Below are 24,994 nucleotides of genomic sequence, written 5' to 3'. Positions count from 1 at the left end.
TTGCCGGAGCAAGCTGGCATCGAAAGGAGGAAGAAAATGCCGTTGAACGATGTGCTCTGGACGCGTCCAGTGACGGTCCGGCTGCAGTGCGGTCTGGAACGAACATTTACCGGCGTCTATGATGCCTTGGATTTCCTGGAAAACGAATGGCCACTGGCCCATGGTGAACGCTATCAGCGTGCGGTCAAGACCTGTCGCGGTGCCCTCAACCGAGTTATTGCGCCATTGATTGCACGGGAGGCCTTCATGGCCGCGTGCTTCGAAGCCGGCATGCCGGCAGTTGCCGCTCCCTGGCAGGTGCAAGCCACCAGCCGCCCGGCCCGACCTACGCGTGTCGCTGCCCTCCGCTAAAGGCGGCGTAACCGGGAGGTCGCATCGGACCTCGCGATGCCTGCCGCGCGGCCCCATGCGAGCCGCGCTGGCACAGAAGCCAGGTTTAGCGAACGGATTTGAAATTCTTCCGCAAACAGCTGGGGCTGTTATAGTGGTCATGGGATAACCTCCTTCGCTTGGCGTTCTGCGACGCGAGCGGAGGGGTAGGCGGTCGAGGTGAAGAATGCCGCCGGCATCGATTGAATTTGTGGCCGTGCCCCTTCCCTTTCAGGAATCTGGCCGGTCGCGCGGCGTTGGAACAACGATGTGCGCAATTTCGTTTGTGGACCGAATGTCCGGGAACAGCCATGGCCAGCGACAGCCTATCGAACTACCGATCCAAACGCGATTTCCAGAAGACCGCGGAGCCCAGCGGCGAGCAACGCGTGAAAAAGAGCAATCGCCGCCGGTTTGTCATTCAGAAGCACGATGCGACACGGCTGCACTACGACCTGCGGCTCGAGCTCGACGGCGTGTTCAAGAGCTGGGCTGTCACCAAAGGTCCATCGCTCGATCCGCACGACAAGCGCCTTGCGGTCGAGGTCGAAGATCATCCGCTCGATTATGGCGACTTCGAAGGCACGATTCCGAAAGGCCAGTATGGCGGCGGTACCGTCATGCTGTGGGATCGCGGCTATTGGGAGCCGGAGGGGAGGAAGACTCCCGAGCAGGCGCTTTCCAAGGGCGATTTCAAGTTCACACTCGAAGGCGAGCGCCTGCACGGGAGCTTCGTGCTGGTGCGCATGCGCAACGATCGCGAGCGCAGCACGCGTACCAACTGGCTGTTGATCAAGCATCATGACGAGTTCTCCGTCGAGGAGAACGGTGCTTTCGTCCTGGAAGAGAACGTCACCTCGGTGGCCTCGGGCCGCAGCATGGAAATGATCGCAGCCGGCAAGGGGCGCAAACCGACACCCTTCATGGTGGAAGGCGCCAAGGTCGAGGCTAACGCCGTCTGGGACAGTAATCACGGACTGGCCGCCGAGGGGCGGCAGGAGGCGAGAGGCGGAAAGCGCGCCGGCACCGCAACGGCGGTTGATCTTCCGAATTTCATCGCGCCGCAGCTTTGCGAGAAGCTGGAGCGGCCACCCGGCGGGAACGGCTGGATCCACGAGATCAAGTTCGATGGATACCGCATTCAGATGCGCGTGCTCGACGGCGAAGCGACGCTGAAAACCAGGAAAGGTCTCGACTGGACGGCCAAGTACCCCGAAATCGCTGAAGCGGCGTCAGCGCTTCCAGACTGCATAATCGATGGCGAAATCTGCGCTCTCGATGAGCACGGTGTGCCTGACTTCGCCGCGCTGCAGGCGGCGCTGTCGGAAGGCAAGACCGGCAGCCTCGTCTACTTCGCCTTCGACCTGCTCTATGACGGCGGCGAGGATCTCCGCTCCAAGCCCCTCATGGAGCGCAAGACGCGGTTACAGGAGCTGCTCACGCAGGCTGGCAACGATCCTCGCATCCGCTACGTCGAGCATTTTACAGGCGGCGGCGACGCCGTGCTCAGGTCGGCGTGCAAGCTATCGCTGGAAGGTATTGTGTCGAAAAAGGCTGATGCCCCCTATCAGTCCGGTCGAACGGAGAGCTGGGCGAAGTCGAAATGCCGGGCGGGGCACGAGGTAGTCATCGGCGCCTATGCCAAGACCAACGGCAAGTTTCGTTCCCTTCTCGTCGGCGTTTTCAGCGACGATCATTTTGTCTATGTCGGCCGTGTCGGGACCGGCTACGGCGCCAAGAAAGTCGAAACGCTGCTTCCGAAACTGAAGGCGCTGGAGACGGCGAAGTCGCCGTTCACAGGTGTCGGCGCTCCGAAGAAGCAGGCTGAAGTCGTATGGGTGAAGCCCGAGCTTGTCGCCGAGATTGAATTCGAGGGCTGGACCGCCGACGGTCTCGTCCGGCAGGCCGCCTTCAAGGGCTTGCGTGAAGACAAGCCGGCCAGGGAAGTCGAGGCGGAGCGACCGTTAAGATCCTCCAAGGCCGAGATTGCGGAGACGGCTCCGCGGGCCGCACCAAAATCGACGCGCCGCGGGGGTCAGAAGGCCAATGTCATGGGTGTGCTGATTTCAAGCCCGGACAAACCATTGTGGCCGGATGCCAATGATGGTGAGCCGGTGACAAAGGAGGAATTGGCCCGCTATTACGAGGCGGTCGGCGACTGGATGATCGGCCACCTCAAGGGCAGGCCCTGCTCCATCATCCGCGCCCCGGACGGGATTGGCGGCGAGCAGTTCTTCCAGCGTCATGCGATGCCGGGGCAATCCAACCTGCTCGAATTGGTGAAGGTATTCGGCGACAAGAAGCCTTACCTGCAGATCGATCGCATCGAAGGGCTTGCGGCGGTCGCCCAGATCGCGGCGCTCGAGCTCCATCCGTGGAACTGCGAACCCGGCCAACCGGAAGTGCCTGGTCGCCTGGTATTCGATCTCGATCCCGGGCCCGACGTTCCCTTTTCCACGGTTGTTGCCGCTGCCCGCGAAATGCGCGATCGGCTGGAAGACCTCGGATTGATCAGCTTCTGCAAGACGACCGGCGGCAAGGGCTTGCATGTCGTGACCCCGCTTGCAGTCAACAAACGAAAACCGTTGTCATGGCCGGAGGCAAAGGGCTTCGCGCACGACGTCTGCCAGCAGATGGCCCGGAACAATCCCGATCTCTACCTGATCAAGATGACCAAGAGCCTGCGGGGCGGTCGCATTTTCCTCGATTACCTGCGCAATGATCGCATGGCGACGGCCGTGGCACCACTCTCCCCTCGGGCCCGCCCAGGGGCGACGGTGTCAATGCCTCTGACGTGGGCACAGGTGAAATCAGACCTCGACCCCAAAAGGTTCACGATCCGAACCGTGCCTGCTTTGCTGTCGAAGTCGTCCGCCTGGAAGGATTATTGCGAGGGGCAGCGTCCCTTGGAGCAAGCGATCAAGAGGCTCGGCCGCACCGGCAAGCATGCCGCCTGACACGGCTGATGGCCCGCGGCACTCATCTGATTGAAGTGGCATCAGTCAAATCGAAGACGGCGGCGTTATCCTGGATCTCGCGAAGGCCCTTGTATGAGGGGTGCCGTAGGCTGCCCTCACGCGTCCAGCCGCGAAACTCGATCTCGGCAATCAAGGTCGGTTGGGAAAAGACGAGGCGCTTTCCTTTCAGCGGCACGACGGGTTTTTTCGTCTGGAGGCGGTTCAACGTCTTGCGCAAATATTCCGCCTCGGTTCGGTTGAACCCCGTGCCGACGGATCCGACGTAAATCCAGTCGTTGCCCTTTCGGCCTGCAAGCAAAAGACTGCCGAGCCCGCCGCGCGTGCTGGCGGATTCCTCGTAACCGACGATCATGAAACTGTCGCTCTGAACGCACTTGATCTTCTGCCAGTCACCCAGCCGGCCACTCCGGTAAGGGCTGTCACTGCGCTTGGCAATGATGCCTTCGAGGCCCAGATGACATGCGTGTTCGAGCAGTTCCTCGCCACCCAGATCCAGTTCGTGCGAGAACCGAATGGCGCCGTCGTCGGTCTCAGGGACCAGATCCTCCAGAAGATGACGGCGCACCGACAGTTCCGTCCGCGTCAGGTCGTGACCGTCGAGATACAACAGATCGAAGGCGTAGAAGATGGATTCGGTCGAGATCCGCTTGCCGCCCCTGCCGCCGAGCGAGCGCTGCAAGGCTCCGAAGTCCGAGCGACCTTCTTCATCGAGGACGACGGCTTCTCCGTCGAGAATGCAGCTCGACACACCGAGCTCTTTTGCTGCTGCGGCGATGCTTGGAAAACGGTGGGTCCAGTCATGGCCGCCGCGGGTGAGAATACGAATAGCCTTTGGCTGGATGTGGACCGCCAATCGGTAGCCGTCCCACTTCACCTCGTAAAGCCAATCCGGCCCTTGCGGCACCGTCTGCTTCAGCAAGGCCAGGCACGGCTCCACTCTCAACGGCATTGCATCGAACGGCAGGTTTGGCTGGTCGGGATCACGCCGACGGACAGGTCGCGAGTGTATCGCGGAATTGGAATCGCGAAGCAGGGGGGCGGAGGGGCGCCGTGGTCTGGTCATCACTCAATGCCTGCCGGATCGGTTCTCGGCATCGACGGATTTGCGCAGCGCCTCCATGATGTTGATGACGTTGCTGGGAGCCGGTTCTGGCTTCTCCCTTCCCTTGGACTTGGCCTTGACAGGCTTTTTCATCTGTTTCTTCTTGGCTTCGATAAGCTCGAGCAATCTGTCCTGCACCGGGTCGGAGGCCATCTTCGGGTTCCAGTGCTGCGTCTGCTTCTTGATGAGCTGCTGGACCAGCGGCATCATCTGGCTGTCCGCCGGCTGATCGTCCACCCTATCGAAATAGTTCTCAGCGTCGCGCACCTCGTCGCCGTAACGGAGGGTCCAAAGGACGATGCCCTTGCCGCGAGGCTCCAGCATCACGGCCCGCTCGCGGCGCGCAATCACCAGCCGCGAGATGCCGACCATGTCCTCGGCGGCCATCGCGTCGCGGATCACCGAGAATGCCTCCTGGCCGACCGGATCGTCGGGTGAAAGATAGTAGGGCGTGTCGAGCCAGATCCATTCGACGGTGTTGCGCGGCGTAAAGACTTCAATATCGATCGTCTTGGTGCTTTCAAGCGCAACGTTCTCCAACTCATCGTCCTCAAGCAAGACATATTCGTTCTCACCGCGCTGATAGGCTTTTACTTCGTCTTCATCTTTCACGTCCTTGCCGGTGACGGCGTCGACATAGTGGCTGACGACGCGGTTCTGGGTGGCGCGATTGAGCGTGTGAAAACGCACCTTCTCATTTTCAGAAGTGGCCGGCATCATCTGCACCGGGCAGGTGACGAGCGACAGTTTGAGGTAACCTTTCCAGTAAGGCCGGATCGCCATGGAAACCTCCGATCACCCGGCGCGGCGCTGGTGAGCGCCGGCCGGGCTGCGTGGTTTCGTCGTCGACGCGCGCGCGGCCTTCTGCCTGCTCTTTCCGGCATTGGCATTTGCAGCGGTGCGCTTCGCCTTGGCCGGCGTCGCCATGCCGGCGCTTTCGCGTAGCGCCTGTAGCAGGTCGCTCGGTTTGGGAGCCGGCGGCGCCTTTTTCTTCGGAAGGGTGCGGCCTTCGATCTTGGCCTTCACCAGCTCGCCGACGGCCGCTTCATATCGGTCGTCGAACTGCTTCGGGTCGAACTCGCCCTTCTTGGTGTTGATGATGTGCTTGGCAAGCTCCAGCATCTCGCCTTCGATCTTGAGATCCGGCATCTCCTCGAATGCCTTCTCCGAGGAGCGAACCTCATAATCGAAGTTCAAGGTTGAGCCGACCAGCCCTTTGCCATGGGGGCGGATGAGGAGAGTTCGCAGGCGGCGGAACAGCACCGTTCGGGCAATGGCCGCGACCTTGGCTTTTTCCATACCATCCCTCAGGAGTTTGAAAGCGTCGCTGCCCATCTTGTCGGGAGCCAGATAGTAAGGCTTGTCGAAATAGACGTCGTCGACCTCGTCAAAAGGAATGAACGCCTCCACCTTCAGCGTCTTGTCGCTTTCAGGAATGGCGGCCGAGACTTCCTCGGGCTCGAGCACGACATAGCGGCCGTCCTCAATCTCAAAACCCTTGACCTGGTCCTCGCGCTCGACCGGGTCTCCGGTCTCGCCGTCAACGAATTCTCGGCGCACCCGGTTGCCGGTCTTCCTGTTCAGTGTGTGAAACGCGATCCGCTCGGATGTGGAGGCGGCGGTGTAAAGGGCCACGGGGAAGGCCACCTCCCCGAACTTGATGAAGCCTTTCCAATTCGCTCTCGGGGCAACCATTTCGCACGCGCTCCTGCCGCAACCAGTGCGAGTCAACCGAATCACTTTACGATTGGTTCCGAATCAAAACGAATCAAATTTCAATAGCTTAGCAAGAATCATCCACGCGTTTTCCGAGTCTCGCTCATCCCGTTGAATCTGATCGATCTTTTTCTCTCGGGGTGCTTTTTACAATGACAGCAACCAGCAGATAGGGACGCCTGAGGAGCTCGGCTGCTCAATCGATGCGTTGTCCCTCGCCGTCGAACACATGCAGATATTGGGGCGGGAAGGCGACATTGACCTTCGGCCCCGCCTTCAACGCTTCGCGGTCCAGAGTGAAGATCTTGAAGGGCAGGCCATGGAGGGTGAGGTGCAGGATAATGCCGAAGCCGGTGGGTTCGACGAGCTCCACATCGGTGCCAAGCCCCGTCCCGTCACTCGTCATCAGCACATGCTCCGGCCGGATGCCGAGCATCACCTTCGCGCCGTCTGCAAGCGGCAGCGGCCTTGCCAGCGGCACGATCGTCCCATCCTTCAGCTTGACGCCGCCTGCTTCATAGGTGGCGTCGAGGAAATTCATCCCCGGCGAACCGATGAAACCGGCGACGAAGAGGTTGGCGGGGCGATCGTAGAGTTCGAGCGGACTGCCGACCTGCTGCACCACGCCGCCGTGCATGGCGACGATCCGGTCGGCGAGCGTCATCGCCTCGATCTGGTCATGGGTGACATAAATCGAGGTTGCCTTCAACTCGCCATGCAGCTTCTTGATTTCGGCGCGCATCTGTTCGCGCAACCGCGCATCCAGATTGGACAGTGGTTCGTCGAACAGGAAGGCCTTCGGCTGGCGCACGATGGCGCGGCCCATCGCGACACGCTGGCGCTGACCGCCGGAGAGCGCCTTCGGCCGCCGTTCGAGCAGCGGATCGAGACCGAGCTTGGCGGCGGCCGCCGCCACCGCGCTGGTGATCTTCTCCTTGGCGGTCTTCCGCAGCCTGAGGCTGTAGCTCATATTGCCGGCGACGTTCATGTGCGGATAGAGCGCATAGGACTGGAACACCATGGCGATGTCGCGGTCCTTGGGATGCAGTTCGTTCACACGGGCGCCCGCAATACGGATCTCACCCGATGTGACGTCCTCCAGCCCGGCGATCATCCGCAACAGCGTGGACTTGCCGCAGCCGGAGGGACCGACGAGCACGACGAATTCGCCATCTCTGATCTCGAGGTCGACGCCGTGCAGCACCTGCACGTGGCCATAGGCTTTGCGGATATTCTGGATATCGATCGATGCCATTCTGTTTAACCCTTGACCGCGCCGGCCGTCAGGCCCTGGACGAGATATCGTTGGATGAGCAGGAAGAAGAGGCCGGCCGGAATGAGCGCCATGACGCCCGCCGCCATCATCTGCCCGAAATCCACCGAGAATTTCGAAACGAAGGTTAGAAGTCCCACAGGGAAGGTCGCCGCATCATTGCCGTTGATCAGCATCAGCGCAAACAGCAGTTCGCTCCAGGCGGCGGTGAAGACGAAGCCGAGCGTCGCGGCGATGCCTGGCAGCGTCAGGGGCAGGATGATCTGGCGGAAGGCCGTGAACTGCGTCGCCCCGTCGATCATCGCCGCCTCTTCGAGATCCTTGGGGATGCCGTCGAAGAAGGACTGCATCAGGAAGGTGGCGAAGGGCACGTTGAAGGCGGAGTAGACAATGACGAGCCCGGTCAGGCTGTTGGTCAGATGCAGGGGCGACAGGATCTTGAAGATCGGCGCGACCAGCATGACGAGCGGAAACATCTGGGTCAGCAGCATCAGCGCGACGATCCAGTATTTTGCGCGGAAATTGAAGCGCGACAGCGCGTAGCCCGAGAGCGAGGCGCAGATCGTCACCGTCACCGCCGTCGAGGCCGAGACGATCAGGCTGTTCTTGAAGAAGGTGGGAAAGGCACTGTGCTGCAGCACGAAGGCATAATGATCCCAGCTCGTGCGCGACGGCCACATGCGCACGCCTTCCGTATAGAGCAGATCGTTCGGCGTCACCGAGACCTTGAGCAGCCAGAACAGCGGGAAGAGCGCGAAGGCGATGTAGCAGAGGATCGCTAAGCGATGCGCGATGGTGGGAAGGATTGATCGTTTCATGGTCTCAATCCTTGTTCAACAGCGTCTGCCGCAGCAGGATGATCAGCATCGAATAGGCGAGCAGCAGCGCCAGCAGCACCAGTGCAATCGCCGAGGCATAACCGAAATCGAGCCGCTTGAAGGCCGTGGTGAAGATATAACTCGCGACGATCTGCGTCCGGTCGGCCGGGCCGCCATTGGTCATGACGACGATGAGATCGGCGAAGTTGGAAATCCAGACGGTGCGGAGCAGCACGGTGATGGCGATCGTCGGCGCCAGAAACGGCAGGGTGATCGAGCGGAAACGCTGAAACCAGCCGGCACCATCGATCGAGGCGGCCTCGTAGAGATCGCGCGGAATCGCCTGCAGCGCCGCAAGCAGGGTGATGGCAAAGAAGGGAATTCCCCACCAGACATTGGCGACGATCGGCCCCCACATCGCATGATCGGGATCGGAGAGAATGTTGCCCGGCTCATGCATCAGCCCGAGTGCGAAGAGCCAGTGCGGGATCGGCCCGATGACCGGATTGAACAGCCAGGCCCAGTTGAGACCGGCGAGAAAGGACGGCACCGCCCAGGGCAGGAAAACCAGCGCCTGTGCGATCGCCCGGCCCGGGAACGGCTTGTCGAGCAGCAACGCCAGAATGAGGCCGAAGATGAATTGCAAGACGACGGAGGCGCCGGTCCACCACAGCGTGTTCCTCAGCGCGCCGTAAAAGGCCGCGTCGCTCGACAACTCGCGGAAATGCTCGAGCCCGATGAAGCCGCCGGAAAAGGGATTGAGCAGCTGGATATCGCGGAAGGCATAGGACAGCCCGAGCGTCAGCGGCACCAGCATCACCGCAATGATCAGGATCAGCGACGGCGCGCTGTAGAGATAGGGCTCCGAAGCATCGGCAAGACGACGCAGCCACGGCCTGCGGTCGCGACGCATGTCGAGCATATCGGCGGAAATGGTCATCGGATTGCGGTTTCCATTGTCTTACCCGGTTGGGAATTTGTGACGCTTCTGAACGAAGAGACCGGAGCCCCCTCATCCGACCCTTCGGGCCACCTTCTCCCCGCTGGGGAGAAGGGGAATGAGGCGCCGCCACGAGTCTCTTCTCCCCAGCGGGGGTCCGAAGGACGGGTCGAGACCAGTGGCTCGACCCAGCCATAGGTGCCGGCAGGCGGATGAGGGGGCCCCCAGCTCGAAGCCCCCTTTTTTCACTACTTCTTGCTCAGGAACTTCTGCTGCGCCTTGGTCAGATAATCCGCCCACTGATCCGCCAGATCCTTCGCCGAGATGTCGCCGAGCAAGGCCTGCTGCGAGGTCTTGATCGCCAGCGAATCCTTGAAGAAGGCGAACTCTTCCAGATAGGTCGGCATGACGGTCGGCACGGTGTTCGGATCCGCCAGTTCCTCGAACCAGCCCTTGAACTGGTCACCGGCATAGAAGGGATCCTTTTCGGCCGCGGTATAGGCCGGCAGGGCGCCGATGCGCTTGTTCCACTCGATATTGCCTTCCGGCCCTTCGAGTGTGGCGATCAGCTTCCAGGAGAGATCCTTGTTGGCGCTCGTCGAAAACATCGACCAACCGCCATAGCCGATGGTTGGGAAGGACTTGCCGTCAGGCCCCTTCGGCAGCGGCGCAACGCCGAAATCCTCCTTCTTCATGCGTTCGGCGATGGCGATCAGCGCGTCCGGATCCTGGTCGAGGAAGGCGCAGGTGCCGGAATAGAAACCGGCGACGACTTCGTTGAAGCCCCAGTTGACGCTGTCCTTCGGCGCATAGCCCTTCTTGTAGAGATCGACCATCCACTCGATGCCCTTTGCCCAGCCGGGGCTGTTCATGGTCGAGGTGCCGTCTTCCTTGAAGTACTTGTTGTCGCCCGCCATCGTGGCGGCGAAGATCATCCAGCCATTGAGGCCGCCCGGGCCGCCGCGCATGCAGTAGCCATATTTGCCCGGCAGCTTGGAGACCTTTTCGGACGCGGCAGTAAACTCGTCCAGCGTCTTCGGCGGCGCGGCGACACCAGCCTCCGAAAGCAGCTTCTTGTTGTAGAACATCGCCCTGAGATAGAAGCCGTAGGGCAGCATGTAGGCAGTATTCTTGACGTCGCGGCCGAGCTCGAGCGCGCGCGGCGTCAGCTCCTTGGTGTGCTCCCATTTTTCGAGATAGGGCTCAAGGCTTTCGAGCATGCCGTTATTGGCATAAAGCGACAGCCAGGTATCGGGCATCTCCATCACATCGGGCACGTCACCGGCTGACACCATGGTGGCGAATTTCTGGAAGGCTTCGTTCCAGGGCAGCGAGATGATGTCGACCTTGGTGCCGGGATTGGCGGCCTCGAACTTGCCGACGATCGATTTCAGCGTTTCTGTGCGCTCCGGGCTGGTGATGACTTCGACCAACTTCAGCGTCGTATCGGCGAACGCCGTACCCGCCATCATCGAAGCAAAGAGTGTCGAGATTATCAGCTTTTTCATGCTCAGTTCCCCCTTATAGGTCTCTCTTGTCAGGTTCTCTCTGGTTTCAGGATTATGAGGCGGCGGCGAGCGCCTCCTCGATGTCCCTCCACAGGGCCTCGGTTCCTTCGAGGCCGACATGGAGGCGTACGGATCGCGCATGAATTCCAAAAGTTTGCGCGGAATTCGGCTGTGCCTTCTGCTGAAGCACCACCTCGCCCGGTACGATCAGGCTTTCATGCCCACCCCAGCTCACTCCCAGTTTGAAGAGCTTGAGGCGATCGGCGAAGGCGCGGATATCGACGCCTTCTCGGAAAATGAACGAAAACAGGCCCGACGTGCCGTGGAGCCCGGCGGGCAGACGGTTGGCAAGCCCGGGGTGGCAGACCGTCTCCACCACATCGAGCTTCTGCAGCCGTCTGGCGATCTCCAGGGCGGAGGCTTCATGAGCCTTCATCCGCAGCGGCAGCGTGCGCAGGCCGCGGATCAACAGCCAGGCGTCGAAGGGCGAAAGCTTGCCGCCGAGATAAGGATAGGCCTCGGCCTTGACGCGCGCAATCATCGCCTTCGAGCCGGCGATGACGCCCGCCACCACGTCGCTGTGGCCGCCAAGATATTTGGAGGCGGAATGGATGACGAGATCGACGCCGAGCGTCAGAGGCCGCTGGAAGAACGGGCTCGCCCAGCTGTTGTCGATCATCGAGACGACGCCGTGTCGCTTGGCAAGGGCTGCGAGCGCCCCGACGTCATGCACCTCCATGACCCAGCTCGTCGGGCTTTCCAGGTAGAGGAGCTTGGCACCGGGCAGCGCCTTCGCCACCGCCTCCTCGTCGCGGCCGTCGACATAGGTCACCTCGATCTTCATCCGCGTCAGGATGGTGCCGAACAGGCGGAAGGCATCGGGATAAACATGCCGGACGGCGACGATGCGGTCGCCCGGCTCGACAAAGCTCAGCACCGCCGACGAGATCGCCGCCATGCCGCTCGCAAAACCCAGCGCATCCTCCGCACCTTCGAGCTTGGCCAGCATTTCCTCGAAGGCGCGCACCGTCGGGTTCAGCCCGCGCGTATAGGTCGGCCGCACCTTCTCGCCGCGATAGACGGTGATCATTTCGTCATAATCGGAAAAGGTGAAAAGCGAGGTCTGGAAGATCGGCGGCACGACGGCGTCGGCGAAGTTGCCGTCGTCGTGGGCGGTGATAAGGGAAGCAAGATCGAACGGGTCTGCGCCGTTGCTCATTTGGACATTTCCTTGATGTCTTCCTCGACGATATCGAGAATTTTCAATGTCTCCGCCCGCGCCGCCTCGGCATCCCGAGCGGCGATCGCGTTAAAAAGCGTGCGGTGAAAGGGAAAGGACCGGCGAGCGAAATCCTGCCGGTCGAACGGATGCTCCCAGAAGCGCTCGAATGTCTCGCGCATCTGCTCGAGAAGCTGGCGAAACAGCGGGTTGTGGGTGGCGTCGTAGACGGCGAGATGGAAGGCGAGATCCTCCGGCCCGGATGTGCCCTTCTCCAGGTGCACCCGCTCCATCTCGTTGAGCTTCTCCTCGATGACGACGAGGTCTCTTGTCGTGCGCCGCCGGGCGGCGACCATGCCCGCCTCGCATTCGATGCCGCGGCGAACCTCCAGCGTCTGCAGCAGCGCATCGCGCAGATGCGCCGCGTCGAAAGACAGCGGCATATGGATCGTCGCCCGGGAAACCGGCTTCAAGAGATAGGTGCCGCTGCCCTTGCGTGTCTCGATAACGCCGAGCGCCTGAAAATGCCGGATCGCCTCGCGAATGGTCGAACGGCCAACGGCAAGGGCCGCCATCAGCTCCCGCTCGGCCGGCAGCCGATCACCCGCCTGCAACCGCGCTTCCTCCACATAATCCGCCAGCGCATCGGTCACCTGACGCGCCCGGTCCATGACGGGAAGCGGCCGGATCACCGGCCTGTCGCTACGATTTGCCTTCATGGTTCCCCATTTTTTCTATCAGGCAGCCAGATCTGAATTGGTCTGACATCTTAGCATTTCGCAAACGGGGCAAGACGTCAAGCTTCTTTATAATAAGGCCGATCTTGCTGCGTCGCTCCCTGGGCAGAAGCGGTTCTACGGTTTGCCATTTTGCGTCGGTAGGTCACCACGTACCAGGGCAGCCTCCTGAAAGGCACCTTGAATTAAAACTCAGCTGATTTGGCCAAGCACATTATAACAGGACCTTGGCAAGGATTGCCCCGTCACCGGGAGCGCCTAAAGCGTCGGCGCCTGCGACCTGCCCGAACCGCGATTTTCACAATCTCGCGCTCCTGTTTCACGAAGTCGCAACGAACGCTGCGAAGTACGGAGCACTCTCCGTCGGCGACAGGCACGGACGGATGAATGCAGATCCGACCCAGCCCTCTTCGGCTTTGAAAGCATCCTGGAGCAAAGGATAGCGCAAAACCTTGACATCCATATCGAGCGATCATGGACGCCTGATGAATTGTCAATTCGGCTTTCGCTTCTCCGTCTCGTGATCACGTAAGCCTTCCGGCTCGCCCGGGGCTTACAAGGGAGATGCATGGCATGCCATCGCCATACCGAATGACACCCGCAATTCGGCAGCCTCCGTTTCGCGATTTGTCCGGTGTTGTTCTCCGCGGCGGCAACAGAGGCGACGCCTAGTCCCTTCATCGGTCCTTAAGAAAAGGATGGCAGCTTTACCTCAAATTTGGGGGGTGCATATATGGTACGTGGGTTGATGTGGCGGGCTCGCATTCAGACGAAGGTGCTCGCGCTTTTGGCGCCATTCGTCATTAGCCTATGCGCAGTAGGGTTGACGGGGTACTACGCGTCGAGCCTTCTCGAAGGTCGGATGGAGATCTCCAACCATATTTTGCAGTCTCTGAACGGGTTCAAGCTTGTTTCTTCAAGCATGACCGGCTTTCTGATGAAGCCGTCGCAGGAAGCTCGTGACACCGCGCTTGCGGACGCCCGAGAGCAATTGGCAAACCTGAAGCAGACGATCGAGACTCTAAGGCCGACGACCGATGTGGGGCTTCTCGACCGCGCGCTCGATCAGTCGCAAATCATCCCGCAAAAGATCGAAGCGATCTGGCAAATCGAAACGGGACAGCAGAAAATTCTCAGCGACGTGGACGCTGCTTCCGCGGCGCTTCTTGACCTGCAAGGGCAGGTTGGCAAGCGCTCGTTCATGCTGATGGCGAGTGCGAAAAAGATGGAAAATGCCAACAAGAGCGGCCTCAGCAACGCCGTCTCCATCACCGCGGCCGCCAGTGTTGCGACAAAACTTAGCAATGATTATACGAACGCTACAACGTCGGCTGACAAGCTTAGCCTTCTAGCCAAATATGCGCCCGATTTGCAGAAGACAAGGGAGCAGCTTTCGCCTGCGATAGGGACCGACAGAGAAGCCCTCGCAACGCAGTATGCCGCTGCGGTAGATGCCATCCTTAACGCTTCGAAGGCGTCGCCAGACACTTTGGATGTCCCGACAACGGATACCGCCATCGCTAATCTTGCTGCTATTGGGGACAGTCTCAAGACAATTGGCGACGACCTGATGCGGACCTCAGTACTCGCGCTTGCCGCGTCGGACAAGGATATCTCTCAGGCGACGAATGTCGGCAACCAACTGCGTGCTATCGTTAACAGCAATAACGAGATCCGCGTCGGCTTCGCCGAACTTGCAGGCAAGCCAGACGACGCGCGAGTGAAGAAAGTCCAGCAATCAATCTACATGTATCAGACCGAGCTCGGCCGTCTCGCCGGCGTGGTGACCGACGATCCGGTTTTTGCCGAGATTCCGAAGAAGGCTCAACCCGTTCTCGATCTGCTTGCGGCGAACGCGGCAGCGCTCTCCGACGGTGCGCTCCGCAAGCTTGCTGAGTTCGACCGCGCCGCGGAGCAGATCGACAACACCTGGAACCTGCTTGCGCAGTTCGCCGAGACGCAGAAGGAAAATGCTGGGCAGGATCGTCAACAGGCCAATAGGATATCCGGCGGCGCGATTGTCATCGGCATCCTAATTGCCATGGCCGCAGGTGCCGCGCTGGTCTTCACACTGAAGGGGCCTATCGCCCAGATTACCGCAGCGATGCGCAAGATCGCCGAGGGAAGGCTCGACACCACAATAACGGGCGAGACACGGGCCGACGAAATCGGGGAAATGGCCCGTGCGCTTTCGGTCTTCAAACAAAATGCGCTGTCGAAAGTCGAAATGGAACAACAGGCCGAGATCGCGCGTCGTGAGGCAGAATCTGAGCGCGCCCGCAACGAACTCGAGCGACGTAACGCACAGGTTCAGGTTGATGCCGCAATCGAGGCGCTGGCGGAAGGGCTCACGCGGCTGTCGCGCGGGCAGTTGAATTTTGCGATCGATACGCCCTTTGCCCCTGAGCTCGATCGGATCCGCACCGATTTCAACATGTCGGTGGCGGGTCTCAGAGAGACCCTCTGCGAGATCCGTGAGACGTCTTCCCTCATTAGCAATAATGGCCGCCAGATGGCGGAAGCCGTCGAAGACTTGGCCAGTCGGACTGAAAAGCAGGCGGCTGCTCTTGAAGAAACCGCAGCGGCTGTGGAGGAGATTTCTTCCGCCGTCAACACCTCTTCAGGACGGGCAGCAGCAGCGCTGGCGCTTGTCCAACGCGCCAAACAAGGCGCCGACGCCTCGGCTTCGGTCGTCCAAAACGCAGTATCGGCTATGGGACGGATCGAGGACGCGTCGGGCAAGATCGTACAGATTGTCAGCGCCATCGATTCCATCGCTTTCCAGACCAATCTCTTGGCCCTGAATGCGGGAGTCGAAGCGGCGAGAGCGGGCGAGGCCGGCAAGGGCTTTGCAGTCGTGGCGCAGGAAGTGCGGGAGCTGGCGCAGCGATCGGCTCGCGCAGCCAAGGAAATCGGCGAGCTCATCAACAATTCTGTCCGAGAGGTTGCGTCGGGCTCCGAGTTCGTCGGCCGCACTGGCGATGCGCTGATGGAGATTTCCACCGAGATCGTCCACATCGTCGGCCATATTGAACTGATCGCCGCGTCAAGCCGCGATCAAGCGACGACACTCAATTCGATCAATGCGTCGGTGAACGATATTGATCGTATGACGCAGCAAAATGCGGCGATGGTGGAAGAGACCAATGCCGCCACGCAACAGCTATCGTCAGAGGCGCTCGCACTTACCGAGATGATCGCACGCTTTCAGCTTGAAGGCCCTGAGAGCCCGGCTTCTAGAGGCTACGAGGCCGCCGCATGACGGCAGCGTGTATTCGCAGACCCTTTGACTTGCTTTCAAATGTGAATCATCAGCGCCTGCTGCACGTCGTCATCAGCGTGAGCTCGGTATGCCACAAAGTCCCGACGATCACGATTTGTGGCCAACGGCTGTTGGTCAGGACTGAGCCAGTTAGGCGCATAAGGAGCATTGACGGTTCTGAACGCCGTCGGCATCGCTGCGGACGTGATTGTCACAGACCCATGGCCCAGTGACGCAGAAGAAGGCGAATTGGCGGCCTTATAGGTGTCGGCATCGCTCCTCGACCAAGGGCGCCGCAACACAATCTTTTTGCCTTGTCCACCAGTGGCGAGAGGCAGGAAGTGGCGCAGACGCGACATCAAATCCGACATGTCGTTTCCGCGAGGCAAAGGCTTTCCTGCTTCACGCCCAGAACGCATTGATGGAGTGGGCGACCTCTTAAGCGCAGTCGAGGCAGTTATCAAAGGAGTGTCAGACGCATCATACTCGTCGGGAGCTTTCGAAACATCAGCTTAGAGATGCTACCCACCCACCGGCGTCAGGTCAACGAGCGCCTTGATCGGCAGGTGATCCGAGGCGATGCGGGCGAGCGGTGTATCATGCGCCTCCACCTCGGAGATGATGCCCTTGCGGTTGGCGATGATGCGGTCGAGCGCCAGCAGCGGCAGGCCGGCGGGAAAACTCGGCACGGCGGGCGGCAGCTCGCCGAAGGCGGATTGGAAGGTGTTCAGCGACGAGCGGTCGCCGAGCCGCCATTCGTTGAGGTCGCCGAGCAGGATGGTCGGCATCTCGTGCCTGTCGTTGATCAGTTCGACGAGGGTCCGGGCCTGCTGGGCTCTGCTGTGGCGCAGCAGGCCGAAATGCGCGGCGATGATGCGCAGCACCCCGCCCTCCTCCAGCTCGATTTCGGCGACCAGCGCACCGCGCGGCTCCAGCCCCGGCAGCCTGACCTGGTGCACGTCATGCACCAGCCCCTTCTTGAACAGCACGACATTGCCGTGCCAGCCATGCGCCTTCGCCATTCCGGCGACCGGCACAGGGATTAGCCCCGTCTCCCGCTCCAGCCGGCCGAGGTCGAGAATGCCCGTGCGCTCGCCGAAGCGTGTGTCGGCTTCCTGCAGCGCGATCACGTCGGCACCGATTTCATGGATCACCCGGCTGGTGCGCTCCGGATCGAAGCGGCGATCAGTACCGACACACTTGTGGACATTGTAGGAGGCGATCAACGTTCCGGCGCTGCGCGGCCTTGCCTCCATATGCGCCGCGTCAAGCCGCTTTTTCCTGCTCCTGATCGAGGCGAGAATGCTGGCGGGAAGACTGTCTTTCCTGGCGTGCATCGGGAGGCGCACTTGTTCCGTTGATCAAAGAGGCTACTCACTCGGCAGTATAGGCGGCCGCGCGGAACTTGCCATGTCGGAATGCAAAAAATCCGTCAGAGATAGGGCGAACCCAGCCACAGGACCTTCTCGATCAGCCGCACCGGGAAGGGCCGCGCGCGTAAGCCTTCCAGCGTCACCAGCGTTGCCGATTTCAGGATTTCCTCGATATGCTCGTCGATCTCGGCGGCAAAGCCCTCATTCAGCACTTCGAGATCGACCTCGAAATTCAGCCTGAGCGAACGTGGATCGAGGTTGGAAGAGCCGACATAGGCCCAGGTGCCGTCGATCGTCAGAAGCTTCGAATGGCTGAAGCTGCCGGTCGAGCGCCAGATGCGGCAATAATTTTTGAGGATCTGATCGAATTGCGCCGTCATCGCCCGGTCGACCAGCATGAGATTGTTGAGAGCCGGCACGACGATATCGACTTCAACGCCGCGCCGCGCCGCCGTCACCAGGGCGCTGATCAGTTCGCGGTCCGGCAGGAAATAGGGCGACATGATGCGGATCGATTGACGCGCAACCGAAAAGGCGCCCATCAGCATCTTATGGTTGGTCTCGAGGCTGCGGTCCGGCCCTGAGGCGACGATGCGCATTAGGATGGGGTCGCCGGGGCTGCGCGGCGGCGGCTCGATGCGCCAGGCCTCGTCGTTCAACAGTTCGTCGGTGGTGAACCGCCAGTCTTCGGCGGCAAGATCGAAGAGATCGGTGACGACGGGGCCGGTGACGCTGAAATGCGTATCACGGGCAAAGGTCTCGCCCGTCGCCTCCTCGCTGAAACCCGCCCTGATATTCATGCCGCCGGTCAGCGCAATGCGTCCGTCGACGATCAGGATCTTGCGGTGGGTGCGCAGATTGGCATAGGGCAGCCGCAAGCCCATGATGACATTGCCGTTGAAGACGGCGACGGTGACGCCGCCCTCCTTGAGATGGCCGAGAATGCTCGGCACCGAATAACGCGCGCCGACGGCGTCGATCAGCACCCGGACCGTCACACCCCGCTTCACCGCGGCAATCAGCGCATCGGCGATCCGCAGACCAATGACATCACGGTCGAAGATGTAGGTTTCGAGCAGGATGCTGCGCCTCGCTTCATCGATGGCGGATTTCATCGCGGCATAGGCCTCATCGCCGGTCTCCAGCATGTCGATCGTATTGCCCGAGGTCAGCGGGTTGCGGGTCACCCGGTCGCCCAGCGTCTGCAGCGCCGCAAAGCGGCGGCCGAACTGGCTGATCACGGTCTCGGCGTCGGCGTCGAACGTCTCCAGCTCGTCGGTCCCCGGCGCGAGCAGCAGGGCGTCGCGGCGAATGCTCAGCGATTTGCGGCGGATGCGATTGATGCCGGCGATCGCGTAAAGCAGCGCACCGACGATTGGCGAGAGGATGATGACGCCGACCCAGCCGATTGCCGCGCGCACCTCCTCCTTGGTCATGGCGGCATGAATCGCCGCCGCGGCTCCCATGGCGATCGAAACGACAAAGAGGATATGCGGCCAGTAGGTCGACAGGAGATAGAACATCGCTGGCCAATATAGCCGCGAAACGGCGGCGTTCAATTATGCAGCCGCTCCCCCATGGCGCGAAATTTTTCTTCGGGATTGTTTTGCCGGGAGTCCCCGTTCGATCGCGGGAACAATCCCGGTTGAGATCGATTCCTCCTCAGGAGATGAGGATTGCCATCGTGAACATCGCCGCAAACATTGGTCCTGCCCTGGCGCTCGAAGTCGCGGATGCAGAAAGCATTACCGAACTCCGGCATCAGGCCGAGGACTGTACCCGCTGTGACCTTTATCGCAATGCGACGCAGATCGTCTTTGGTGAAGGCCCGGGAAAGGCCGAGATCGTCCTTGTCGGTGAGCAGCCGGGTGACCGCGAAGATATCACCGGCAGGCCCTTTGTCGGCCCGGCAGGCCATCTGCTCGACCTCTGTCTCGACGAGTCCGGTCTGGACCGTCAACGCTGCTACGTCACCAATGCCGTCAAGCACTTCAAGTTCACGCCCCGCGGCAAACGGCGCCTGCATGCGAAACCCAATGCCGGCGAGATAAGGCGTTGCGCCTGGTGGCTTGGCGCGGAGCTCAACATCCTGCAGCCGAAACTCGTGGTGGCGCTGGGCGCGAGCGCCCTCTATGCGCTGCTCGGGCCGAAGGCGAAATTGACGCCCGAGCGCGGTCATGTCCTGCAGCCTGCAAACCATCCCCCGGTTCTGGTGACAATCCACCCCTCTTATCTCCTGAGAATTCGCGATGAGGCCGAGCAGCAAAAGCAGCGCCAGGCATTCGTGTCAGATCTGCACAAGGCGGCGGAATTTCAACTTCGATGAATGCCGATTCTCAACCTTGATATGCTGCAATGCGAAATATTTGCGGTTGCGGTTCGATTTCGCTTGAAACCGGGCTCCTCCTCTGGAACCATCCTGCCAGTATCGCGTTCGAACGACGGCAAAATGTGACTGGAGATCAGCGATGGCAGAAACTCGGGAAGAGTGGATCAAGAAACGTGCATACGCCCTCTGGGAAGAAGAGGGCTATCCGACAGGGCGGGATTCCATCCATTGGGAACAGGCACGCCACGAGCGCGACGCGCTCGAAGGCTCCTCTTCCAACGGCAAAGAGGCCAAACCCAGGGTCAAGCGCGCCGCAACGACCACGAAGGCCGCCCCAGGCGCCAAGACGAACGGCGTCGTCACGCCGGCGCCCAAGCGGACTGCAAGCCGCAAGACGGCGACCTGAATATTGAAAACCGCTGACATCGTTGAAAGGGCGTCACCGTGGCGCCCTTCGGCCTCTCTTTGTCATATGTCTGAATCATCTGTGTTTTATGGAAGCTTGCAGGCGGGTTTTCCGCGCGGGGGGTGAACAAGGGCCGGATGACGCTGCAAGCTTTGAGGCCTCCGAAAAAATTGAGCCTTCGCCCGCAAGCCGGGGATCATACAAAAACTGTTTATGGCGAAACGAGGGAGGCAGCCATGAACGATCGTATCGAAATGCTCGTCGTCGCGCCTCTTGCCGCCCGCAGCCACGCTTCCAACGTGTGAGCCATGGAAATATCGCTCCTGCTCATCGCCGCTCTGCTTTATCTCGGTCTGGCGCTCGGCTTCATCCTGGTCGTCGATAAGCTCGTCGGTCTGGTTTTCCGCGAGTCCCGTACGCCGCTGCAACTGCCCTCCTTCGACATCGGCCGGGCCTTCGCAGCGTCGCAGAAATTCCACCGGAAATAACGGTTCTCAGCTGGCGCCCGCGCGCGGTTAAAAAGTAGGGTGGATCTGGCGCATCGGCCCGAAAATCGGAATTGATTTTCGGAAAGCAGGATGAGATCGAGGACAATGGGACAGGCCCGAAGCGTTCAGCCGACGACATGGCTTTTTGCAGCGCGCTCCTTGCGCGACTTCGGCGACGGTTTCGTGGCCATCCTGTTGCCGGTCTATCTCCTTGCTCTTGGATTTTCGCCCCTGCAGGTCGGCGTCATTGCGACGACATCCCTCTTCGGATCCGCACTTTTGACGATCATCATCGGCTTTCTCGGCGCGCATCATGATCTCCGCCGCCTGCTTTTGGCCGCCGCCGGCCTGATGGTCGCCACCGGTCTCGCTATGCCGATGATCAGCGACTATGCGCTGCTGCTCGCCGTCGCCTTTGCCGGTACGATCAATCCGTCGGCAGGCAGCGTGAGCATCTTCGTGCCGCTTGAACATGCGGTCCTGGCCCGGGAGGTGACCAACGCCGATCGAACGAGAATGTTTGCGCGTTATAGCTTGGTCGGGGCGCTCGCAAGCGCCGGCGGCGCGCTTGCTGCGGCGCTGCCAGATGTCATGATGCGGCTCGGGATGACGCAACTGAGTTCGATCAGGCTGATGTTCGTTGTCTATGCGCTCGTCGGCATTCTCGGCGGCCTTCTTTATGCCCGCATACCGCCTCGCCCGGTGACGCACGAAGACCACAAGCCGGCGGCACTCGGGCCTTCGCGGGCCATTGTCATGAAGCTCGCAGCCCTCTTCAGTCTCGATGCCTTTGCCGGAGGTTTCGTGGTCCAGTCCTTGCTCGCGCTGTGGCTGTTCGAACGATTCGATCTTTCGCTATCCGAGGCTGGAGTGTTTTTCTTCTGGACGGGCGTGCTGTCGGCGTTTTCGTTTCCTGTCGCCGCCCGGCTATCGAAGCGGATTGGACTCGTGAACACCATGGTGTTCACCCACATCCCGTCCAGCCTTGCCCTCGGCCTTGCCGCATTCGCCCCCACCTTGCCACTGGTGCTTGCCTTGCTGCTGGTCCGGGCCGCGCTTTCGCAGATGGATGTGCCAACCCGTTCTTCCTACGTGATGGCTGTTGTCACTGAGGCGGAGCGAGCCGCTGCCGCAAGCTTCACATCGGTGCCGCGCAGCCTCGCATCGGCGGCCAGCCCTGCGCTGGCAGGTGCTCTTTTTGCCGCGTCTTATCGGGCCTGGCCGTTTGTCATCTGCGCCGGCCTGAAGATCATATACGACCTCTTGCTGTTGCTGCAGTTCCGCCATCTCAAGCCGCCCGAGGAATCCTGAAGTGCACTGCCTGCCTCGGGCGGAAGTTCATCGGCTACCGCCCGTAAAACGCAGCGCTGACGCTGCGCCGCGGGCGCGAGCAGCGTCAGCTGCAACGCGCCTATGCCCCTCAGGTTCGTATTCTGAGCGCTCGTTCCGTTCTGTCGGCGATTTGGGTCACGGCATAGGCGATCACCATGTAGATCACCACGGCAACCAGGAAGGCTTCGAGATAGTAGAAGTTCAGCGCCGCGGTCAACTGCGACTGTGCGAAGATGTCGACCACCTCGATGGCGAATCCTAGCGACAGCGCCTTCATGATCACCATGAAGGAGTTGGCGAGATCCGGGATGGCCGCGACGATAACCTGCGGCAGCATGACCCGGCGGAAGAGCTGGCTCTTCTTGTAGCCGAGCGAATAGGCGGCGTCCGCCTGCCCCGTGTCGAACGAGTTCAGCGCGCCCTTGACCACCTCCGCCTGGAAAGCCGCGACGCAGGCCGTCAGGGCGACGATGAGCGTCACCCAGTTCGGCGTCGAGTGACCATTGTACTCCACGCCGACGAGCGAGGTGAGGAACCGCAGCGTCGACGGAAGTCCATAATAGGCAAGGAAGATCACCACCACCATCGGGACGCCCTTGAACGCCACCTTGTAGGCGATCACGAGCTGGCGGAGCACCGGGATCCTCTGATACTCGACCATGGCGAACAAGCTGCCGACGACCGTCGACAGGACGAAGATGGCGAGCGCCATGACAAGCGTCAGCGGCACAGCGCCCAGGATCTCATAAAGGTCAGGGAGAAGAACTTCGCTGTCGAAAATCATGACTTCCTTCCTCGATCAGACGCTGGCCATCAATGGGGCACGGACTGTCTTTTCGCCTGGTACGTACCTGCCGGAGCGGCGCTCGAAGAGCCGAACGGTCGCCCAGGCGATGAGGCAAAGGACCGAGTACAGCACCGCCAGTACGAGGTAGGTCTCGAACTGATACTGGTTGTAGTCCCGCTCCATGACGAGGTGGGCGGTGGCCATGACGTCGGCCGCGCCGATGTACATGACAAGCGCCACGTTGTGGATCAGGTAGATGATCGAGTTTCCATACCCCGGCAGCGCAATATGGACGGCCTGCGGAGCGATGACGCGCAGCAGCTTATGGCGGAAGGTGTAGCCCAAGCTGTCCGCCGCATCGTGCTGGCCTCGCTCGACTGCGAGATAGGCCGGACGCATGACCTCCGAGAGATAGCCGCCATGGTAGAGGCTGAGGCCCAGCATGGCGGCGATCGTCGGCGAGACGAAGTCGCCGATACCGAATAGGCCGACGAGCACGGGGAGCCCGTAGAAGGCGACGAACAACTGAAGGACGACGGGAACGCTGCGCGCATAGGATACGTAGAGGTCGGCCAACTGGCTAATCACAAGGATCCTGCGCACCCGGAACGTCGTCGCGATCAATGCCAGCACGAAGCCGGCGGCCATGGCCGTGAATGTGATCGCAAGCGTCAGCGGCAATGCCGAAAGCAACTCGGGGATCATTATGGAAAGGTCCACTTGGGAACGCTCCTTCTTTCAGTCTTGGGCCTGGTCGCCGGCTTCGACGCCCGGCGTTACTTCATGTACGTGGTGATGTCCTCGCCGAACCATTTCTGCGAGAGCTTGGCGAGCGTGCCGTCGGCCTTGAGCTCCTTCAAAGCCTTGTCGATGCCGTCGGCGAGCGCCTTGTTCTCTTCCGAGCGGTGGATGAGCACGAAGGTATTGTTGATCGCGACCGGCTCACTTGCCTGGACATTCAGCTTCTGCTGGTCGATCACGGTCTGCTCGCCGAGATTCGACGGCAGGACGAGCGCGTCATACTTGCCGTTCTCGACCTCCTTCAGGCGATCCGGATAGGGAATGCCGGCGCTCGAAGCCGTGATCTCGATCTTGTAGTCGGGGTTCTGCTCTTGCCATGCGGTCGCGAACTTGTAGATGCCGCCGCCCGCCGTCACCGGCACGATCTTCTTGCCGACGAGACCCTTCATCTCCTTGATGCCGCTGTCCTTGCGGCTGTAGATCTTGATCAGGCTGGCGCCGATCGGCGCTTCCGGAATGAGGAACTGCTTTTCGCGGGCGGGAGCACGGTAGTAGCCGCCGGTTGCGACATCGTACTTGCCGGTCGCGAGGCCCGTCTCCTGCGCGATGTCGGCAGCACCCTCCATCACGAACTTGTACTGCGGCAGCTTGGCGTTGATCGCCTTCAAGACGTCGGGCTCGTAGCCCTGCGGTTCGACGCCGATCGCGCCCCAGGAGAGCGGCTTCGATTCCGCCGCGGTGGCGATCTTGATCGTCCGAACGTCCTCGGCGAAGGACGCGGTTGCGAACGCGATCGCGACGCCTGCTACGGCGAGACCGAGACCACGGCGGGAGATTGAACTCATGGAAGTCATTTCAGGCATCCTTTCTTACTGGATCGCGCGTTCGGAATTGAGAAACTGAGCGAGGCGCGGGTTGGACGGCGTGTCGAAGATTTCGGACGGACTGCCGTCGGCTGCGACGACACCCCGGTCCATGAAGACGATGCGGTTCGAGATGTTTTTGGCGAACTGCATCTCGTGCGTGACGAGAAGCGAGGTGATGCCCGAGGACGTGACATCCTTGATCACCTTGAGAACCTCGTTCACGAGTTCGGGATCGAGCGACGAGGTCGGCTCGTCGAAGAGCATCACGTCCGGTTTGACCGCGAGCGCTCTGGCGATGCCCGTTCTCTGGAGCTGCCCGCCGGAAAGCTGCGACGGGTAGTTGTCGAGCTTGTCGGAAAGCCCCACCCGCTCAAGCTCCTGCAGCGCGATGGCGCGGGCTTCGTCCTTGGCCTTGCCCTGTACGACCATCAGCGGATCCATGACGTTCTGAATAACCGTCATGTTCTTGAAGACGTTGAACTGCTGGAACACCATCGCGGTGCGCAGACGGATCGCCCGAACGGCGGTCTTGTCCGGCCGCGTGAAGTCCATCCTGATATCGTCGAAGGCAATCGTTCCGGATGCCGGCTTCGCTAGATGGTTGATGCACTTCAACAGCGTCGTCTTGCCGGTTCCGCTGGGACCGATGATCGAAACCACGTCACCTCGTTTCACCGAGAGATCGACGCCATTCAGGATCTGCGTGCGACCGTAGGACAGCTTCAGGTTCTTGATCTCAAGCATTTCGGA

General features: G+C 60.8%; 24 protein-coding genes. 8 read left to right on the top strand and 16 right to left on the bottom strand.

Annotation, left to right across the window (positions count from 1 at the left end; translation table 11 throughout):
- Positions 1 to 36 precede the first annotated feature (36 nt).
- Positions 37 to 351: a DUF982 domain-containing protein gene (locus J7U39_RS23850; protein ID WP_210632278.1), complete on the top strand. Its 315-nt coding sequence runs from the start codon at positions 37 to 39 to the stop codon at positions 349 to 351.
- Positions 352 to 680: 329 nt separating this feature from the next.
- Positions 681 to 3,326, top strand: a complete 2,646-nt coding sequence (ligD, locus tag J7U39_RS23845; protein ID WP_210632277.1) for a DNA ligase D — start codon at positions 681 to 683, stop codon at positions 3,324 to 3,326.
- Between the two features lie 22 nt (positions 3,327 to 3,348).
- Here ligD (J7U39_RS23845) and ligD (J7U39_RS23840) read toward each other — a convergent pair whose 3' ends face one another.
- The 9 genes from ligD (J7U39_RS23840) to J7U39_RS23800 form a co-directional block, all read right to left on the bottom strand.
- On the bottom strand, positions 3,349 to 4,410 hold the full coding sequence (gene ligD / locus J7U39_RS23840; RefSeq protein ID WP_210632276.1) for a non-homologous end-joining DNA ligase: 1,062 nt from the start codon (positions 4,408 to 4,410) through the stop codon (positions 3,349 to 3,351).
- Positions 4,411 to 4,413: 3 nt separating this feature from the next.
- Positions 4,414 to 5,232 (bottom strand): Ku protein, encoded by an 819-nt coding sequence (locus J7U39_RS23835; protein WP_210632275.1) that lies wholly within the window; start codon positions 5,230 to 5,232, stop codon positions 4,414 to 4,416.
- 12 nt (positions 5,233 to 5,244) lie between these two features.
- Positions 5,245 to 6,144, bottom strand: coding sequence for a Ku protein (locus J7U39_RS23830; protein ID WP_210632274.1), 900 nt, complete (start codon positions 6,142 to 6,144; stop codon positions 5,245 to 5,247).
- 217 nt (positions 6,145 to 6,361) lie between these two features.
- Complete coding sequence (gene ugpC / locus J7U39_RS23825; RefSeq protein WP_210632273.1) at positions 6,362 to 7,420, bottom strand: sn-glycerol-3-phosphate ABC transporter ATP-binding protein UgpC; 1,059 nt, start codon at positions 7,418 to 7,420, stop codon at positions 6,362 to 6,364.
- Positions 7,421 to 7,425: 5 nt separating this feature from the next.
- Complete coding sequence (locus tag J7U39_RS23820; RefSeq protein ID WP_210632272.1) at positions 7,426 to 8,256, bottom strand: carbohydrate ABC transporter permease; 831 nt, start codon at positions 8,254 to 8,256, stop codon at positions 7,426 to 7,428.
- A gap of 4 nt (positions 8,257 to 8,260) precedes the next feature.
- Positions 8,261 to 9,196: a sugar ABC transporter permease gene (locus tag J7U39_RS23815; RefSeq protein ID WP_085781048.1), complete on the bottom strand. Its 936-nt coding sequence runs from the start codon at positions 9,194 to 9,196 to the stop codon at positions 8,261 to 8,263.
- 248 nt (positions 9,197 to 9,444) lie between these two features.
- On the bottom strand, positions 9,445 to 10,704 hold the full coding sequence (locus J7U39_RS23810) for a sugar ABC transporter substrate-binding protein (protein WP_210632271.1): 1,260 nt from the start codon (positions 10,702 to 10,704) through the stop codon (positions 9,445 to 9,447).
- 52 nt (positions 10,705 to 10,756) lie between these two features.
- Positions 10,757 to 11,923, bottom strand: coding sequence for a PLP-dependent transferase (locus J7U39_RS23805; RefSeq protein WP_210632270.1), 1,167 nt, complete (start codon positions 11,921 to 11,923; stop codon positions 10,757 to 10,759).
- Complete coding sequence (locus tag J7U39_RS23800) at positions 11,920 to 12,642, bottom strand: FadR/GntR family transcriptional regulator (protein WP_210632269.1); 723 nt, start codon at positions 12,640 to 12,642, stop codon at positions 11,920 to 11,922. Before J7U39_RS23800 ends, J7U39_RS23805 begins: the two co-directional genes overlap by 4 nt.
- Positions 12,643 to 13,393: 751 nt before the next feature.
- Between J7U39_RS23800 and J7U39_RS23795 the strand changes: the two genes are divergently transcribed.
- Positions 13,394 to 15,922, top strand: coding sequence for a HAMP domain-containing methyl-accepting chemotaxis protein (locus J7U39_RS23795; RefSeq protein WP_210632268.1), 2,529 nt, complete (start codon positions 13,394 to 13,396; stop codon positions 15,920 to 15,922).
- A gap of 35 nt (positions 15,923 to 15,957) precedes the next feature.
- On the opposite strand, the gene J7U39_RS23790 is transcribed toward J7U39_RS23795, so the two are convergent.
- The 3 genes from J7U39_RS23790 to J7U39_RS23780 all read right to left on the bottom strand — a co-directional run bounded on the left by J7U39_RS23790 (position 15,958) and on the right by J7U39_RS23780 (position 18,818).
- A complete protein-coding gene (locus J7U39_RS23790; RefSeq protein WP_210632267.1) occupies positions 15,958 to 16,293 on the bottom strand; it encodes a hypothetical protein in 336 nt (111 codons plus the stop codon).
- Positions 16,294 to 16,443: 150 nt separating this feature from the next.
- Positions 16,444 to 17,259 (bottom strand): endonuclease/exonuclease/phosphatase family protein, encoded by an 816-nt coding sequence (locus J7U39_RS23785; protein ID WP_210632266.1) that lies wholly within the window; start codon positions 17,257 to 17,259, stop codon positions 16,444 to 16,446.
- A 95-nt stretch (positions 17,260 to 17,354) separates the two neighbouring features.
- The gene (locus J7U39_RS23780) at positions 17,355 to 18,818 is read right to left on the bottom strand and encodes a phosphatidylserine/phosphatidylglycerophosphate/cardiolipin synthase family protein (RefSeq protein WP_210632661.1); all 1,464 of its coding nucleotides are present in this window, start codon (positions 18,816 to 18,818) and stop codon (positions 17,355 to 17,357) included.
- A 161-nt stretch (positions 18,819 to 18,979) separates the two neighbouring features.
- On the opposite strand from J7U39_RS23780, the gene J7U39_RS23775 reads away from it, so the two are divergent.
- The 5 genes from J7U39_RS23775 (at position 18,980) to J7U39_RS23755 (ending at position 21,829) form a co-directional block, all read left to right on the top strand.
- Positions 18,980 to 19,621 (top strand): UdgX family uracil-DNA binding protein, encoded by a 642-nt coding sequence (locus tag J7U39_RS23775; RefSeq protein WP_210632660.1) that lies wholly within the window; start codon positions 18,980 to 18,982, stop codon positions 19,619 to 19,621.
- A gap of 142 nt (positions 19,622 to 19,763) precedes the next feature.
- On the top strand, positions 19,764 to 20,030 hold the full coding sequence (locus J7U39_RS23770) for a DUF2934 domain-containing protein (RefSeq protein ID WP_210632265.1): 267 nt from the start codon (positions 19,764 to 19,766) through the stop codon (positions 20,028 to 20,030).
- 137 nt (positions 20,031 to 20,167) lie between these two features.
- Positions 20,168 to 20,335 carry a hypothetical protein gene (locus J7U39_RS23765; RefSeq protein WP_210632264.1) on the top strand — a complete coding sequence of 56 codons (168 nt, stop codon included), beginning with the start codon at positions 20,168 to 20,170 and terminating at the stop codon, positions 20,333 to 20,335.
- 3 nt (positions 20,336 to 20,338) lie between these two features.
- On the top strand, positions 20,339 to 20,518 hold the full coding sequence (locus J7U39_RS23760; RefSeq protein WP_210632263.1) for a hypothetical protein: 180 nt from the start codon (positions 20,339 to 20,341) through the stop codon (positions 20,516 to 20,518).
- Between the two features lie 105 nt (positions 20,519 to 20,623).
- Positions 20,624 to 21,829 carry an MFS transporter gene (locus J7U39_RS23755; protein WP_210632659.1) on the top strand — a complete coding sequence of 402 codons (1,206 nt, stop codon included), beginning with the start codon at positions 20,624 to 20,626 and terminating at the stop codon, positions 21,827 to 21,829.
- 109 nt (positions 21,830 to 21,938) lie between these two features.
- Here J7U39_RS23755 and J7U39_RS23750 read toward each other — a convergent pair whose 3' ends face one another.
- From J7U39_RS23750 to J7U39_RS23735, 4 genes are read right to left on the bottom strand one after another with little or no spacing between them, the layout of a single operon-like run.
- Positions 21,939 to 22,631 carry an amino acid ABC transporter permease gene (locus J7U39_RS23750; RefSeq protein WP_210632658.1) on the bottom strand — a complete coding sequence of 231 codons (693 nt, stop codon included), beginning with the start codon at positions 22,629 to 22,631 and terminating at the stop codon, positions 21,939 to 21,941.
- 18 nt (positions 22,632 to 22,649) lie between these two features.
- Positions 22,650 to 23,357, bottom strand: a complete 708-nt coding sequence (locus J7U39_RS23745; protein WP_210632262.1) for an amino acid ABC transporter permease — start codon at positions 23,355 to 23,357, stop codon at positions 22,650 to 22,652.
- A gap of 56 nt (positions 23,358 to 23,413) precedes the next feature.
- Positions 23,414 to 24,232, bottom strand: coding sequence for an amino acid ABC transporter substrate-binding protein (locus J7U39_RS23740; protein WP_210632261.1), 819 nt, complete (start codon positions 24,230 to 24,232; stop codon positions 23,414 to 23,416).
- A gap of 15 nt (positions 24,233 to 24,247) precedes the next feature.
- Positions 24,248 to 24,988: an amino acid ABC transporter ATP-binding protein gene (locus tag J7U39_RS23735; RefSeq protein ID WP_210632260.1), complete on the bottom strand. Its 741-nt coding sequence runs from the start codon at positions 24,986 to 24,988 to the stop codon at positions 24,248 to 24,250.
- Positions 24,989 to 24,994: the final 6 nt, after the last annotated feature.

Origin of the sequence: Rhizobium sp. NLR16a, assembly GCF_017948245.1 — a bacterium.
Taxonomy (GTDB): Bacteria; Pseudomonadota; Alphaproteobacteria; order Rhizobiales; family Rhizobiaceae; genus Rhizobium.
This window is presented reverse-complemented; position numbering and strand designations above follow the sequence as displayed.

Excerpts from the sequence above, each read along its gene's own strand:
- J7U39_RS23850 (WP_210632278.1), top strand. The coding sequence starts at position 37 with ATGCCGTTGAACGATGTGCTCTGGACGCGTCCAGTGACGGTCCGGCTG.
- ligD (WP_210632277.1), top strand. The coding sequence starts at position 681 with ATGGCCAGCGACAGCCTATCGAACTACCGATCCAAACGCGATTTCCAG.
- ligD (WP_210632276.1), bottom strand. The coding sequence starts at position 4,410 with ATGACCAGACCACGGCGCCCCTCCGCCCCCCTGCTTCGCGATTCCAAT.
- J7U39_RS23835 (WP_210632275.1), bottom strand. The coding sequence starts at position 5,232 with ATGGCGATCCGGCCTTACTGGAAAGGTTACCTCAAACTGTCGCTCGTC.
- J7U39_RS23830 (WP_210632274.1), bottom strand. The coding sequence starts at position 6,144 with ATGGTTGCCCCGAGAGCGAATTGGAAAGGCTTCATCAAGTTCGGGGAG.
- ugpC (WP_210632273.1), bottom strand. The coding sequence starts at position 7,420 with ATGGCATCGATCGATATCCAGAATATCCGCAAAGCCTATGGCCACGTG.
- J7U39_RS23820 (WP_210632272.1), bottom strand. The coding sequence starts at position 8,256 with ATGAAACGATCAATCCTTCCCACCATCGCGCATCGCTTAGCGATCCTC.
- J7U39_RS23815 (WP_085781048.1), bottom strand. The coding sequence starts at position 9,196 with ATGACCATTTCCGCCGATATGCTCGACATGCGTCGCGACCGCAGGCCG.
- J7U39_RS23810 (WP_210632271.1), bottom strand. The coding sequence starts at position 10,704 with ATGAAAAAGCTGATAATCTCGACACTCTTTGCTTCGATGATGGCGGGT.
- J7U39_RS23805 (WP_210632270.1), bottom strand. The coding sequence starts at position 11,923 with ATGAGCAACGGCGCAGACCCGTTCGATCTTGCTTCCCTTATCACCGCC.
- J7U39_RS23800 (WP_210632269.1), bottom strand. The coding sequence starts at position 12,642 with ATGAAGGCAAATCGTAGCGACAGGCCGGTGATCCGGCCGCTTCCCGTC.
- J7U39_RS23795 (WP_210632268.1), top strand. The coding sequence starts at position 13,394 with ATGGTACGTGGGTTGATGTGGCGGGCTCGCATTCAGACGAAGGTGCTC.
- J7U39_RS23790 (WP_210632267.1), bottom strand. The coding sequence starts at position 16,293 with ATGTCGGATTTGATGTCGCGTCTGCGCCACTTCCTGCCTCTCGCCACT.
- J7U39_RS23785 (WP_210632266.1), bottom strand. The coding sequence starts at position 17,259 with ATGCACGCCAGGAAAGACAGTCTTCCCGCCAGCATTCTCGCCTCGATC.
- J7U39_RS23780 (WP_210632661.1), bottom strand. The coding sequence starts at position 18,818 with ATGTTCTATCTCCTGTCGACCTACTGGCCGCATATCCTCTTTGTCGTT.
- J7U39_RS23770 (WP_210632265.1), top strand. The coding sequence starts at position 19,764 with ATGGCAGAAACTCGGGAAGAGTGGATCAAGAAACGTGCATACGCCCTC.
- J7U39_RS23765 (WP_210632264.1), top strand. The coding sequence starts at position 20,168 with ATGACGCTGCAAGCTTTGAGGCCTCCGAAAAAATTGAGCCTTCGCCCG.
- J7U39_RS23760 (WP_210632263.1), top strand. The coding sequence starts at position 20,339 with ATGGAAATATCGCTCCTGCTCATCGCCGCTCTGCTTTATCTCGGTCTG.
- J7U39_RS23755 (WP_210632659.1), top strand. The coding sequence starts at position 20,624 with ATGGGACAGGCCCGAAGCGTTCAGCCGACGACATGGCTTTTTGCAGCG.
- J7U39_RS23740 (WP_210632261.1), bottom strand. The coding sequence starts at position 24,232 with ATGACTTCCATGAGTTCAATCTCCCGCCGTGGTCTCGGTCTCGCCGTA.
- J7U39_RS23735 (WP_210632260.1), bottom strand. The coding sequence starts at position 24,988 with ATGCTTGAGATCAAGAACCTGAAGCTGTCCTACGGTCGCACGCAGATC.